A 12,196-nucleotide genomic window follows, 5' to 3' on the forward strand; every position below is an offset into this window, starting at 1 on the left:
AGATGACCGACACCACCACATCCCCCGGCGCCGACGGCGGCGACGCTCTCGTCACCGCCTTCAACGCCGTCGGCGCCGACTACCTCTTCTGCTCCTCGGGGTCCGAATGGGCCCCGGTGTGGGAGTCCCTGGCCCGCCGCCACCGGGACGGGCTGCCCTGCCCCGAGTACCTCGACCTCACCCACGAGACGGTCGCGGTCGGCATGGCCACCGGCTACGGCCTGCTCAGGCGCCGCCCCCAGGGGGTGCTGCTGCATGCGGCACCCGGACTCCTCCAGGGCTCGATGGCGGTCCACGGGGCGCTGCTCGCCGGGGTCCCGATGGTGGTCAGCTCCTCGGAGTCGACCACGTACGGCGACGGCCCCGGTCAGGACCCAGGCGGCCAGTGGTACCGCAACCTGTCCATCGTGGGCGGCCCGCACTCCGTGGCCCAGCCGTTCACCAAGTGGTCCACCGAGGCGGCGAGCGTCCACACGCTGCCCACGATGGTCACCCGGGCTGCGGAACTGTCCTGGCGGGCCCCGGCGGGACCGGCGTACCTCAACATCCCGCTGGAGATCCTGCTGGAGGACTGGGACGGCCGCGAGGCCAAGCCCCTGGTCGCCCCCGGCTCCACGCACAGCTCCCCTGAAGAGGTCGACCCGGTCGCGCAGCTGATCAGGGAGGCGAGGAACCCGGTCGTCGTCACCGAGACGGCCGGCCGTGAGGCGGGCGGCTTCGAGGCCCTCGTCGCCTTCGCCGAGGCCTGGAACATCCCGGTCGTCGAGCCCGACTCGGCGGTCTGCGGCAACTTCCCGCGCACCCACCCGCTGCACGCCGGCAGCGACATCGGCCCCTGGATGGACGAGGCGGACCTCATCCTCCTGGTCAACTGCCGCGCCCCGTTCTACCCGCCGTCGCGCCGCCCCTCGAAGGCGACGATCGTGGTGATCGACGAGGTGCCGCAACGCCCGCACGTCGTCTACCAAGTCCTCTTCGCGGACCGCTACTTGGAGGGCAACGTCGCCAACACCCTGCGCCAGCTGACGAAGCGGGCGAAGGATCTGGACGAGAGCGCGGTGGCGGTCCGCCGGGCGGCGCAGGAGGAACGGCACACCGCCGAGCAGCGGGCGATCGCGGCGGCCGAGTTGAAGGCCGCCTCTCAAGCCGGGGGCATCGAACCCGTGTTGGTCGCGGCGACCCTGCGCAGACTCCTCGACGGCCAGGACGCGATCGTCGTCGACGAGACCATCACCCACAGCCGCGTGGTGAAGCGGCACGTCCGGACCGTCGACCCGGACTCGTACTTCTATGTCCAGGGCGGACTGGGTCAGGGCATCGCGGTGGCGCTGGGAGTCAAACTCGCCGCGCGCGAACGCCCGGTGGTCCTCACGATCGGCGACGGTGCCTTCACCTACAACCCGGTCATCCCGTCGTACGACGCGTCCAAGGCGTACGAACTTCCGCTGCTGATCGTGGTGTTCAACAACCGTGTCTACAAGTCGATGAATCTCAACCACCGTCGCTTCTACCCCGAGGGCGCCGCCGCCGACACGGGGGAGTGGCTCGGCACCGATCTGCACCGCCTGCCCCGACTGGCCGCGTTCGCAGAGCCGTTCGGCCTGCACACCGAGACCGTCGACACCCCGGACGCGCTCACCCCCGCGCTGGAGCGCGCCCTCAAGTCCGTGGCCGAGGGCACGACCGCGGTCGTCGACGTCCTCGTCACTCGCTAGGAGACCTTCATGTCCACCACCCCCCAGAAGGTGCTCGTCCCCGCCGATGAGCTGCGCACCTTCGCCGCCGCCCTCCTGGAGAAGGGCGGCCTGGGTCCCGAGCACGCCCGGACCACCGCCGACGTGTTCGTCTGGGCCGCCCGGCGCGGCGTCGACTCCCATGGCACCGCCCGCGTCCCGGCCTATCTGGACCTGCTCGCCAAGGGCGTCGCGAACGCCACCCCCGAGATCAGGGTCGAGTCGACCACGCCCGCCGCCGCGGTCCTGCACGCCGACCGCGCCCCGGGCCCGGTGGCCCTGAGCGCGGCGGCGGAAGAGGCGGTACGACGGGCCCGTACGACCGGCATCGCCACCGTGGGGGTACGCGAGACCGTCCACACCGGTGCCATCGGCTACTACGTCTCCAAGATCGCCGAACAGGGCCTGGTCGGCCTCGGCTTCGTGGCCGGGATGCCCAACATGGGCTACACGGGCGTCAAGGGCGCGGCGGTGGCCACGAGCCCGCTCGCCATCGCCGTACCGGCCCGGACCCACGCCCCGCTGGTCCTCGACATGGCCACCGCCACCATCGCCCTCGGCAAGATCCACCAGGCGAAGGCGAGCGGCACGCCGCTCCCGGAGGGCGCCGCCGCCACGGCGGACGGCACCCCGACGACCGACCCCGAGCTGGCCGTCATGCCCCTGCCGCTGGGCGGCGCGAAGGGCTCCGGCATGTCCCTCGCCTTCGAACTCCTCACCAGCGTCCTGGTCGGTGCCCCGATCTTCGCGTCCTTCCACTCGGACGACCCGAAGGGCCGCAAGCACCGCCAGAACGCGCTGCTGATCGCGATCGATCCGGTGGCTTTCGGTGGAGCGGAGTCCTTCACAGCGGCGGTCGACGAAACCCTGACCACGCTGAAGGGATTGCCGAGCGAGGACGGCGTGTACTACCCGGGAGAGCGCAGCGCAGCGGTCGCTGAGGAGCGGGGAGCGAAGGGCATCCCCGTGGCGCCGAAGGTGTGGAAGGACTTGACCGACCGAGCAGAACAACTCGGAGTGCCGATGCCCACCTAAGGGGCGCGGGGAACTGCGCGATCAGCCCCCACCAACCCGCACCCGCAAACGACGCGAAGGACCCGAGCTCTCAGGCGCCCGGGTCCATTCGCGTTTTTCGGACCCCGTCCAGGGCAATCCCCAACACCCGGTCCCTCTGACCGTCGTCCTCGAACGCCGTCGCCATGATCCCCGCAACCATCCGAAGCAGATCCCCGAACTCCATATCAGCCCGCACGACCCCCGCCTCCTGAGCCCGCTCGAACAACGGCCCCCCACCCGCGTACATCGACTCCCGGCACGCCACGAAGACCTCCGACTCACCGTCGAGAGCCTCCCGCACCGCCCGCTTGGTCACCATGTACCCCGCGAACCGGTCGAGCCAGACCGTCAGCGCCTCCCACGGCTCCCGGTCCGCCACCTCCACCGCCAGCCGGCACAGCGCGTTGACCTCGTCCGCGTAGACCGTCTCGAAGAGCTGGCGCCGGGTCGGGAAGTTCCGGTACAGCGTGCCGATGCCGACCCCCGCGCGCCGCGCGATGTCCTCCAGCGAGGCCTCGGCGCCATGCTCGGCGAACGCCTCCCGTGCGGCGGCCAGCAGCGCGTCGTAGTTGCGGGCGGCGTCCTTGCGGGTGGGGCGGCGCGCCGCGACGAGCTCGGTGACGGGGAAGGACTGGGTGGTCACGGACGCCTCCCGGAGGGTGAAGCGGAGGTATGCCTCCGATACGGGTTGAAGCGGAGGGTTGCCTCCGATAGAGTGGAGGCGTACCTCCACTTTAGCAGTCGAGGTGCCTCCTTCATCCTTCCCGCGACCGCTCCCAAGAGGCTCCGGCCGCACACCCCCGTGCTCGGAGAGGCTTCTCCATGCCCCGCAACTCCACCCGCCTCACCTTCGCGGTCCTCGCGACCGGTGCGGGCGTGTTCGCCATGCTCCAGTCGCTGATCGCGCCGGCCCTGCCGACCGTCCAGCACGCCCTGCACACCTCGCAGTCCACCGCGACCTGGGTGATGACGGCGTACCTGCTCTCCGCGTCGATCTTCACCCCGATCCTCGGCCGCGTCGGCGACCTGATCGGCAAGAAGCGCACCCTCGTCGCCGTCCTGGTGACCGTGGCGGTCGGCTGCCTGCTGGCCGCGCTGGCGCCGACCATCGGCGTCCTGATCGTGGCCCGGGTCGTCCAGGGCGTCGGCGGCGCCCTGTTCCCGCTCTCCTTCGGCATCATCCGGGACGAGTTCGCCCCGTCGCAGGTGAGCAGGAGCATCAGCAACCTGTCCGCCGTGATCGCCGCCGGCGGTGGCGTCGGCATCGTCGCCGCCGGACCCATCGTCTCCGCGCTCGACTACCGCTGGCTGTTCTGGATCCCGGTCGGCGTCGTCGCGGTCGCCACGCTGATCGCCGTACGGTATGTGCCCGAGTCGCCCAACAGGGCCGAAGGCAGCGTCAATTGGCTCGGCGCCGGGCTGCTGTCGGCCTGGCTGGTCGCGCTGCTGCTGCCGCTCAGCCAGGCCGCCGTCTGGGGATGGGGATCGGCGCGGGTGATCGGCCTGTTCGCCCTGGCCGTCGTCCTGTTCGCGCTGTGGCTGTACTCGGAGGCCCGTTCCCGCACGCCGCTGATCGATCTGCGGGTGATGCGCCTGCCCGCCGTGTGGACCACCAACACCGTGGCGCTGCTGTTCGGCGCGGGCATGTACGCGCTGTGGTCCTTCCTGCCGGGCTTCGTCCAGACGCCGACGGCCGCCGGGTACGGCTTCGGCGCGAGTGTCACGGCGGCCGGGCTGCTCATGCTGCCGATGCTGGTGGCGATGTTCCTCGCCGGTGTGGTCGGCGGCCGGCTGGAGCCGGTGCTCGGCGCGAAGGCGCTGCTGGTGACGGGCGCCGCGCTGGGTGCGGGGGCCGTCGGTCTCCTTGCCCTGTGGCACGACGAGCAGTGGCAGGTCGCTCTCGTCTCGGCTCTCTTCGGCCTCGGCGTCGGGCTCGCCTTCGCCTCCATGGCCAACCTGATCGTGGGCAGCGTCCCGGCCGACCAGACGGGCGCCGCGACCGGCATGAACGCCAACATCCGCACCATCGGCGGCTCCATCGGCGCCGCCGTCACCAGCGTCCTGGTGACCGGGCACCTCCAGCCCTCCGGACTGCCGTACGAGTCCGGATACACCCATGGCTTCACGCTGCTGGCGCTGCTGCTGCTCGGGGCGGCCCTGGCCGCGCTGCTCGTCCCCGTCGGGCGGGCCGTACGCAGGGTCACCGTGGACACCCCGGCCCGCCCGGAGGCCGTCTCCACCCGGGGCTGACGTCCCGCCAGTCGGATCGGCCGCGCGCGTGCGGTAGGGTTTACCTGCGCGTTCACACGGAACACCCGTGGCGATCGCGGCCGGGACGTGGCGCAGCTTGGTAGCGCACTTGACTGGGGGTCAAGGGGTCGCAGGTTCAAATCCTGTCGTCCCGACGGCAGAAGAGGGGCCCCGCGGGCGAAAGCCCGCGGGGCCCCTCTTCTCGTCTGCCGGTGCCTGTCTCAGGCGTTCGGGTCGAAGGGGATGCCGGAGGGCTTCGCGAGCCCGAGGGCGTACTGGAAGTCGCCGTCGTCGATCTTGATGGTGGCCGAGCCGAAGTCGGCGCTCAGGAGCTTGTCGCGATAGCCGGACGGGTAGCCGTTCCAGCCGACGAGGCGCGGGAAGAACCAGCCGCCGGTGGCGTTCTCGGGTGGTTCGTCGTTGGTGTTGGCGAAGCGGAAGCAGTGCGTGGACACACCGTCCTTGTGGTAGACGATCTTCGGATGTGTGCCGTCGAAGCGGACCGAGCCGCGGGCGGCCACCTGGTAGCCGCTGTGCTGGGACACGGACACGTACTGCACCTGGTCGCCGCTGATCCACACCACGACGTGCTCCCAGTCGTGCCGGTGCCCGATGGCCGCCGGGCCGAGGGTGGCCTGGTCCTTCTCGAAGTAGCTCGCGTACATCACCGCGCACCAGCCGTTGTTGCACTTCGCACGCGAGTAGGTGTTGGCGTTGGCGAGCTGGGCGTAGTCGTGGCAGTGGCCGTTGACGTCGCCGCCCAGTTTCAGACCGGGGTTGAGGGTGCCGTCGGCGCCGATCGCGGCGGTCGCGTAGCAGCCGTCGCCGTCGTAGTCGTAGGCCGGGGAGTAGGTCTGCTCCAGGCCGTCGGCGTTCTGCGGGAGCAGGGTCAGCACGTTGGCGTGGGCGGACGTGGGGACGGCGACGACGAGGGCCAGTGCGCCGAGGAGTGCCGAGGCGAACGATCTCAACTTGGGCATGACAGCGGCTCCTTGTCAGCAGTAGAGGTTGCCGCCCGGCGCGACGCCGAGGATCGAGGTGAACCGGTTGTAGGCGTCGACGCGGCTCTGCACCTGCGCCGGGTTCCTGCCGTCGCACTCCAGGGAGCCGTTGATGGAGCGGATCGTCTGGCCGAAACCGGCCTGGTTGACCATGGCGTTGTGCGGGGTCATGGTGCCGGGTCCCGTCTGGGTGTTCCAGTACCACAGGCCGGTGCGCCAGGCCACGGACGCGTCGTTCTGCACCAGCCAGGGGTTGCCCAGCAGATCCAGCCCCAACGCGTCCCCGGCCGCCTTGTAGTTGAAGTTCCAGCTGAGCTGGATGGGCCCGCGACCGTAGTAGGCGGCCTGGCCGGCCGGGCAGCCGTACGACTGGCTCCAGTCGCAGTAGTGGGGGTAGTTGGCGGTGTTCTGCTCGACGACGTACACCAGGCCGCCGGTCTCGTGGTTGACGTTGGCGAGGAAGGCGGCGGCCTCCTGCTTCTTCACCGTGTCACTGCCGGTGTTCGCGAAGCCGGGGTACGAGCTGAGGGCCGCGACGAGCCCGCTGTAGGTGTAGAACGAGTTCCGGCTCGGGAACATCTGGTTGAACTGCGCCTCGGAGACCACGAACCCGGACGGGGTGCCGCCACCGCCGCCCGCGGGCGCGTTCCACTTCTGGTTGGCCGTGCCGGCACAGGTCCAGATCTGCAGCCGGGTGCCGTTGGCGCTGTTGTTGTCGCGGACGTCCAGGCACTTGTTCGCGGCCGGGTTGACGATGTCACGCGCCGCGCTCACCACCCACTGCTGGTTGGCGCCGCCCGAGCAGTCCCACAGCTGGACCGCGGCCCCGTCGGCGGTGCTGCGCTCGACGACGTCCAGACACTTGCCGAGTGCCCGGAGCGTGCCGTCACCGGAGTTGGACCAGATCTGGGCGCCGGTTCCGTTGCAGTCGTAGAGCTGTACCGGAGTGCCGTTGGCGTTGCTCGCGCCCGCCACGTCGACGCACTTGCCGGCGAGCCCGGATATCGACCCACTGGCGGCGTGCGCCGGGGTCACGGTCAACAGGGCGGTGAGGACGGCCAACAGCGCGGCGAGGACCGGGAGTCTGCCGACGCGAAGGGAAAAGGGCATGGTGGGGACGCTCCTGAGGGGGGTGTCGTGGGGTGAGCGGGCGTCACACAGGGCGTTGCTGACCGGGAACCTAAAGGTATGGACCATTTCCGTCAAGGGGTGAAGTAAGCCTTGAGGGAAGGGAGTTGCCGACGTCGGCGTCAGAGCAGGACGGTCAGCCGGACGGTCACGTCGTCATCGGTCGTCAGGCTTCGCGGACTGCGCACGGCGGCCTTGAGCGGCAGCAGATAGCGGCCGTCCTTGGGGAAGAGCGACGTGGTGAACGTGATCCCGCCGATGCTCGCCTCGACCGGGATCACCCCCCAGCCGTACGAGGCCGCCGTCGCCACCTCACGGATGTCGGCGGACTCGTCGTCCGGTACGGGGACGAAGTAGTAGGGGGCCGGGCCGCGCCATTCGATCACCTGACCGGTGAAGACCAGTTCCATGAGGGGTGAGCGTACGGCGCCCGCCCCGGTCGGTGACCGGCCTGTGGACGCCCTCTTGACGTCCACCGCGACTCGATCGACACTCCAGATGGGAATCCTAGTGAACAGGTAGGGAAACATGAGGCGCCTTGAACCGGCCGTCGGCCGAGTGAGCCGTACGTCTCGGCCGTCGCCTCTTCTCACCTCCCGCCGGCACATCGACCTCCAGCGGGTCTGCAGCGCCATCCGCGCCCGCGGCTGACCCGGTCGCCGTTCCCTGTCGCGTCCGCCGTGCCGCCGGGCACGGGCACGCCCCCTCCTTCCGGCCCGACGTCGCTACCGCCGCGCGTACGTCCGCGCGCCCACACCCAGGGAGACCCATGTCCGTCACTCCGCTCGCCCCCGTCACGATCGCGCAGCCCCTCCCCGCCTTCCGGGGCCGCATCGGCCGGGACGCGCGCAGCGGGCACTACGCCGTGCCGCGCCGCTACCGGCTCCATCTGTCGACGTCATGTCCCGACGGCCTGCGCATCGCCGTCGTGCACAGCCTGCTCGGCCTCGCCGAAGCCTGTCCCGTGACCTTCCTGGACGCCGTCCCCGACTGTCCCGACGGCGGATACTCCGCGCTGCGCCCGCTGTACGAGGCGAGCGCCCACCACTACACCGGTGCCGCCTCCGGACCCGTCCTCAGCGACGACTGGTCGGGGCGCATCGTCAGCACCCATGCCCCGGACATCACCCGTGACCTGGCCGAGCGCAGCGAGTTGGGGGTCCGCCCGGCCGAAGGCTGGGGGAGCTTCGGCGGCGACCGGCCCGTGCTGTACCCGTGCGGCTCGGAGTCGGAGACCGAGGCCGTCGAGCGGCTCTGTGCCGACGGCATCGAGCGGGCCGCCCAGCTCGCCGGATCGGCCGGCGGCGACCCGGCCGCGCTCGACAAGCTGCTGGAGACCCTCGGCTCGCTGGAGCGCTGGCTCGTCGGACGCGAATACCTGATCCGCGATCAGATCACCGCGGCCGACGTCGAGTTGTGGGTCACCCTGGTGCAGCTCGACACCGTACACCGTCATCACCTGGACGCCTCCGCCGTCCAGCGGATCGCCGACCACCCCGAACTCTGGTCCTACGCACGCCGGTTGGCCGCCCACCCCGCCTTCGGCGCCCACCTCGACCTCGACGGCATCGCCCGCCGCCACCACGCCCGCTGTCGTGGCCTGGAAGCCGCCGGGTCGGCCGTACAGATCCTGGACTGGGCCGCGCACACCGCCCACGTGGTGGAACGGCGTTGACATCCGTTCGGGTGCATGTCTTAACTTACGCCCCAGAACGGTCATGAGTGTCAGCGACAAGCCCTGGCTTGCTGACCGGCAACCCTCGCTCCGCGGTGGGGTGCCCCAGGTGACGACCGGACCGACGACATATCGGTAAGCGCGAGGGCCCGACGGGCCGGAAGAACACGGTGACGGACATGTACGCAGCCCCCAGGACGGCCCCGCGCCGCTCCCACGGCTGCGTACTGCCGTACGTGGACCTCCTCGTCGCCGACCGGGCCGTCGATCTGCTCCGCGTGAACAGCGCACTGTGTACCGCACCGGGCCGCGCCCGCTGTCGGGGCTGACTCTCCACCTCCGCAGCCCCGCCCCGAAGACGAACACCGCCCTCGCGGTGTGCCGTTGTCCACCAAGCCCCGGTGCCCGTGCGTCCTCGTGTGTCACGCCCCTCAGGTCGTAGCACGCCTCGTTCGCCGTACCCGGGGAATCCGACTCCCGCCGGAGCCCCTCCATGAGCGAACCCCCAGGCGCCGCAGTGTCCCTCACCGAGGCACCGCCGACCGCCACTGACACACCGTCAAAGTCCTTTGCCGCCCAGCGCGTTCTGCCCCTGCGCCGCCCCGGCCGGTGGATCGCCACCGCCGTCGTCCTGGTCCTCGCGGCCCAGTTCGCGCACGGCCTGGTAACCAATCCGTTCTACCAGTGGGACCGGTTCGGCTACTGGTTCCTGCGGCCGACGATCCTCGACGGACTGCTCGTCACGCTCGAAGTCACCGCCTACAGCGCGGTGCTGGGTCTCCTCGGCGGCATCCTGCTCGCCCTGGCCCGGCTCTCCCGGAGTCCCGTCCTGCGGGCGGTCAGCTGGATCTACATCTGGACGTTCCGCTCCATCCCGCTGATCGTCATCCTGCTCTTCCTCTACAACTTCAGCGCCCTCTACCAGACGCTCAGCGTGGGTGTCCCCTTCGGACCGGCGTTCTTCAGCTTCGACGAGTCCCGGCTCGCCACCGACATCGTCGTCGCCGTCGTCGGCCTGAGCCTCAACCAGGCGGCGTACGCGGCCGAGGCGGTCCGCGGCGGCATCCTCTCCGTCGACCAGGGCCAGCACGAAGCCGCCGCCGCCCTCGGACTGCCCAAGGGCTACCAGTTCCGCAAGGTCGTCTTCCCGCAGGCGCTGCGCTCCATCACACCGAACTACGTCAACCAGCTGATCGACCTGGTCAAGGCCACCTCGCTGGTGTTCTACGTGTCGCTGCTCGACCTGTTCGGCGCCGCCCAGACCATGGGCGCCACCTACCCCGGCGACATCGTGCCGCTGCTGCTGGTCGTCACCGTCTGGTACCTGATCCTCACCACCGTCGTCTCCGTCGTCCAGTTCTATGTCGAGCGGTACTTCGCCCGGGGCGCCACCCGCGCCCTGCCGCCGACCCCGCTGCAGAAGCTGCGCACCTCGGTGAGCGACCTGCGCGCCCGTATCCGCAGGGAGGCCGCCGTATGACCACCGAGACCCTCCAGATCGTGCCCGCCGCCGTAGAGGTCCACGACGTGCACAAGTGGTACGGCACCCACCGGGTCCTGGACGGTGTCGACCTGACCGTCCGGGCCGGCGAGGTCACCGTCATCCTCGGCCCGTCCGGCTCCGGCAAGTCCACCCTGCTCCGGGTCGTCAACCACCTGGAGAAGCCCGAGATCGGGTACGTCAGCGTCAACGGCGAACTCATCGGCGTACGAAAGCAGGGCGAACACCTCAAGGAGCTGAGCGAGCGGGCGATCCTGGCCCAGCGCAGCAACATCGGGTTCGTCTTCCAGAACTTCAACCTCTTCCCGCATCTGACCGTGCTGGAGAACGTCGCCGCGGCCCCGGTGGCGACCGGGAAGCTGGACCGGGACGCGGCCCACCGGCTAGCCCGTGAACTCCTGGACCGGGTCGGCCTCGCCGACAAGGAATCCGCCTACCCGCGCCAGCTGTCCGGCGGACAGCAGCAGCGCGTCGCCATCGCCCGCGCCCTCGCGCTACGGCCCGGCGTCATCCTCTTCGACGAGCCCACCTCCGCCCTCGACCCGGAACTGGTGGGTGAAGTCCTGGCCGTCATCAAGGACTTGGCGAAGAGCGGCACCACCCTGGTGATCGTCACCCATGAGATCGGGTTCGCCCGCGAGATCGCCGACCGGGTCGTCTTCATCGACGGCGGAAAGATCGTCGAACAGGGCCCGCCGTCCGAAGTGCTGGACAAGCCGCAGCACGAACGGACCCGGGACTTCCTCAGCAAGGTCCTCTGAACTTCCTTTTCCTTTCCCTGCTTTCCCATCACAAACGACAAAGGACAGCCATGCGCACGCACCTCACCCGACGCAGCCTGATACGGGGCATCACCGCGGCCACCGCCGTCGCCACCCTCGCCACCGGGCTCGCCGCCTGCGGGGGCGACAGCGACGCCGCCACCCAGACCAACGACGCCGCCGGCACGGTGACCGTGGGTCGGCTGTCCAACGGCGCGGCCACCGAGACCGCCCTCAAGGTCGGCGAGGTGAAGTCCATCAGCGCCCTGCTGCCGGCCGACATCAAGAAGAGCGGCAAGCTGGTCATCGGCTCGGGCACCCTGCCCTCCGGCGCCCCGCCGCTCGGCTTCATCGGCAGCGACCAGAAGACGCTCACCGGCTCCGAGATCGACCTCGCCCGGCTGGTCTCCGCGGTGCTCGGCCTCAAGCCCGAGGTGCAGCGCTCCACTTGGGAGAACCTCTTCATCGGCCTCGACAGCGGCAAGGTCGACGTGGCGTTCTCCAACGTCACCGACACCGAGGAGCGCAAGCAGAAGTACGAGTTCGCCTCCTACCGCAAGGACGACCTCGCGTTCGAGGTGAAGAAGGACAACACCTGGAACTTCGACAACAACTACGAGAACCTCGCCGGCAAGACCGTCTCCGTCGGCAACGGCACCAACCAGGAGAAGATCCTCCTGGAGTGGAAGGCCAAGCTGGAGAAGGAGGGCAAGAAGCTCACGGTCAAGTACTTCCAGGAGACCAACAGCCTCTACCTGGCCCTGAACAGCGGCAAGATCGACGCCTACTTCGGCCCCAGCCCCAACCTCTCGTACCACACCACCCAGACCGCGAAGACGCCCCAGGCGACCCGTGTCGCGGGCCAGTTCTCGGGTGCGGGCGAGACCCTCCAGGGCCTGATCGCCGCGACCGCCAAGAAGGACAGCGGCCTCGCCAAGCCGCTCGCCGCCGCGATCAACCACTTGATCGACAACGGGCAGTACGAGAAGTGGCTCAAGGCCTGGAACCTCTCCGGCGAGGCCGTCGCCAAGTCCGAGGTCAACCCGCCCGGGCTGCCGCTCACCAACTCCTGATCACCCACTGAGAGAAAG

At 69.9% G+C, this 12,196-nt stretch carries 13 protein-coding genes, 1 tRNA gene and 1 riboswitch; of the genes, 10 read left to right on the forward strand and 4 right to left on the reverse strand.

Annotation, left to right across the window (positions count from 1 at the left end):
• Positions 1-2: 2 nt before the first annotated feature.
• Both OG885_RS39515 and OG885_RS39520 read left to right on the forward strand, forming a co-directional pair.
• Positions 3-1,715: a thiamine pyrophosphate-dependent enzyme gene (locus OG885_RS39515; RefSeq protein WP_405740478.1), complete on the forward strand. Its 1,713-nt coding sequence runs from the start codon at positions 3-5 to the stop codon at positions 1,713-1,715.
• A gap of 9 nt (positions 1,716-1,724) precedes the next feature.
• On the forward strand, positions 1,725-2,768 hold the full coding sequence (locus OG885_RS39520; RefSeq protein WP_405740481.1) for an Ldh family oxidoreductase: 1,044 nt from the start codon (positions 1,725-1,727) through the stop codon (positions 2,766-2,768).
• Positions 2,769-2,838: 70 nt separating this feature from the next.
• Here the strand turns inward: OG885_RS39520 and OG885_RS39525 are convergent, their stop codons facing one another.
• Positions 2,839-3,432: a TetR/AcrR family transcriptional regulator gene (locus tag OG885_RS39525; RefSeq protein ID WP_405740484.1), complete on the reverse strand. Its 594-nt coding sequence runs from the start codon at positions 3,430-3,432 to the stop codon at positions 2,839-2,841.
• Positions 3,433-3,611: 179 nt separating this feature from the next.
• Here OG885_RS39525 and OG885_RS39530 point away from each other — a divergent pair, with 179 nt between their 5' ends.
• The gene (locus OG885_RS39530) at positions 3,612-5,039 is read left to right on the forward strand and encodes an MFS transporter (RefSeq protein ID WP_405740487.1); all 1,428 of its coding nucleotides are present in this window, start codon (positions 3,612-3,614) and stop codon (positions 5,037-5,039) included.
• A gap of 81 nt (positions 5,040-5,120) precedes the next feature.
• A tRNA-Pro gene (locus tag OG885_RS39535) sits at positions 5,121-5,194 on the forward strand.
• Positions 5,195-5,260: 66 nt separating this feature from the next.
• Here OG885_RS39535 and OG885_RS39540 read toward each other — a convergent pair.
• The 3 genes from OG885_RS39540 to OG885_RS39550 all read right to left on the reverse strand — a co-directional run bounded on the left by OG885_RS39540 (position 5,261) and on the right by OG885_RS39550 (position 7,578).
• On the reverse strand, positions 5,261-6,019 hold the full coding sequence (locus tag OG885_RS39540) for an NPP1 family protein (RefSeq protein ID WP_405740490.1): 759 nt from the start codon (positions 6,017-6,019) through the stop codon (positions 5,261-5,263).
• Between the two features lie 15 nt (positions 6,020-6,034).
• Positions 6,035-7,150 (reverse strand): glycoside hydrolase family 19 protein, encoded by a 1,116-nt coding sequence (locus tag OG885_RS39545; protein ID WP_405740493.1) that lies wholly within the window; start codon positions 7,148-7,150, stop codon positions 6,035-6,037.
• A gap of 140 nt (positions 7,151-7,290) precedes the next feature.
• Complete coding sequence (locus OG885_RS39550) at positions 7,291-7,578, reverse strand: DUF1905 domain-containing protein (RefSeq protein ID WP_405740496.1); 288 nt, start codon at positions 7,576-7,578, stop codon at positions 7,291-7,293.
• 118 nt (positions 7,579-7,696) lie between these two features.
• Between OG885_RS39550 and OG885_RS39555 the strand changes: the two genes are divergently transcribed.
• The 6 genes from OG885_RS39555 to OG885_RS39580 all read left to right on the forward strand — a co-directional run bounded on the left by OG885_RS39555 (position 7,697) and on the right by OG885_RS39580 (position 12,178).
• Entirely contained in the window at positions 7,697-7,819 is a 123-nt protein-coding gene (locus OG885_RS39555) for a putative leader peptide (RefSeq protein WP_399963579.1), read from the forward strand.
• A 118-nt stretch (positions 7,820-7,937) separates the two neighbouring features.
• Positions 7,938-8,843: a glutathione S-transferase C-terminal domain-containing protein gene (locus tag OG885_RS39560; RefSeq protein ID WP_405740499.1), complete on the forward strand. Its 906-nt coding sequence runs from the start codon at positions 7,938-7,940 to the stop codon at positions 8,841-8,843.
• 39 nt (positions 8,844-8,882) lie between these two features.
• Positions 8,883-8,991: riboswitch (SAM riboswitch) on the forward strand.
• Between the two features lie 31 nt (positions 8,992-9,022).
• Complete coding sequence (locus OG885_RS39565) at positions 9,023-9,172, forward strand: hypothetical protein (RefSeq protein WP_159059550.1); 150 nt, start codon at positions 9,023-9,025, stop codon at positions 9,170-9,172.
• Between the two features lie 164 nt (positions 9,173-9,336).
• A complete protein-coding gene (locus OG885_RS39570; RefSeq protein WP_405740503.1) occupies positions 9,337-10,323 on the forward strand; it encodes an amino acid ABC transporter permease in 987 nt (328 codons plus the stop codon).
• Positions 10,320-11,105, forward strand: coding sequence for an amino acid ABC transporter ATP-binding protein (locus OG885_RS39575; protein WP_405740506.1), 786 nt, complete (start codon positions 10,320-10,322; stop codon positions 11,103-11,105). The genes OG885_RS39570 and OG885_RS39575 overlap by 4 nt, the downstream gene beginning before the upstream one ends.
• Before the next feature lie 50 nt (positions 11,106-11,155).
• A complete protein-coding gene (locus OG885_RS39580; protein ID WP_405740509.1) occupies positions 11,156-12,178 on the forward strand; it encodes an ABC transporter substrate-binding protein in 1,023 nt (340 codons plus the stop codon).
• The last annotated feature ends 18 nt before the right edge of the window (positions 12,179-12,196 follow it).

This window comes from Streptomyces sp. NBC_00028 (assembly GCF_045041065.1).
Lineage (GTDB): Bacteria > Actinomycetota > Actinomycetes > Streptomycetales > Streptomycetaceae > Streptomyces.

Excerpts from the sequence above, each read along its gene's own strand:
- OG885_RS39515 (WP_405740478.1), top strand. The coding sequence starts at position 3 with ATGACCGACACCACCACATCCCCCGGCGCCGACGGCGGCGACGCTCTC.
- OG885_RS39520 (WP_405740481.1), top strand. The coding sequence starts at position 1,725 with ATGTCCACCACCCCCCAGAAGGTGCTCGTCCCCGCCGATGAGCTGCGC.
- OG885_RS39530 (WP_405740487.1), top strand. The coding sequence starts at position 3,612 with ATGCCCCGCAACTCCACCCGCCTCACCTTCGCGGTCCTCGCGACCGGT.
- OG885_RS39540 (WP_405740490.1), bottom strand. The coding sequence starts at position 6,019 with ATGCCCAAGTTGAGATCGTTCGCCTCGGCACTCCTCGGCGCACTGGCC.
- OG885_RS39545 (WP_405740493.1), bottom strand. The coding sequence starts at position 7,150 with ATGCCCTTTTCCCTTCGCGTCGGCAGACTCCCGGTCCTCGCCGCGCTG.
- OG885_RS39550 (WP_405740496.1), bottom strand. The coding sequence starts at position 7,578 with ATGGAACTGGTCTTCACCGGTCAGGTGATCGAATGGCGCGGCCCGGCC.
- OG885_RS39555 (WP_399963579.1), top strand. The coding sequence starts at position 7,697 with ATGAGGCGCCTTGAACCGGCCGTCGGCCGAGTGAGCCGTACGTCTCGG.
- OG885_RS39560 (WP_405740499.1), top strand. The coding sequence starts at position 7,938 with ATGTCCGTCACTCCGCTCGCCCCCGTCACGATCGCGCAGCCCCTCCCC.
- OG885_RS39565 (WP_159059550.1), top strand. The coding sequence starts at position 9,023 with ATGTACGCAGCCCCCAGGACGGCCCCGCGCCGCTCCCACGGCTGCGTA.
- OG885_RS39570 (WP_405740503.1), top strand. The coding sequence starts at position 9,337 with ATGAGCGAACCCCCAGGCGCCGCAGTGTCCCTCACCGAGGCACCGCCG.
- OG885_RS39575 (WP_405740506.1), top strand. The coding sequence starts at position 10,320 with ATGACCACCGAGACCCTCCAGATCGTGCCCGCCGCCGTAGAGGTCCAC.
- OG885_RS39580 (WP_405740509.1), top strand. The coding sequence starts at position 11,156 with ATGCGCACGCACCTCACCCGACGCAGCCTGATACGGGGCATCACCGCG.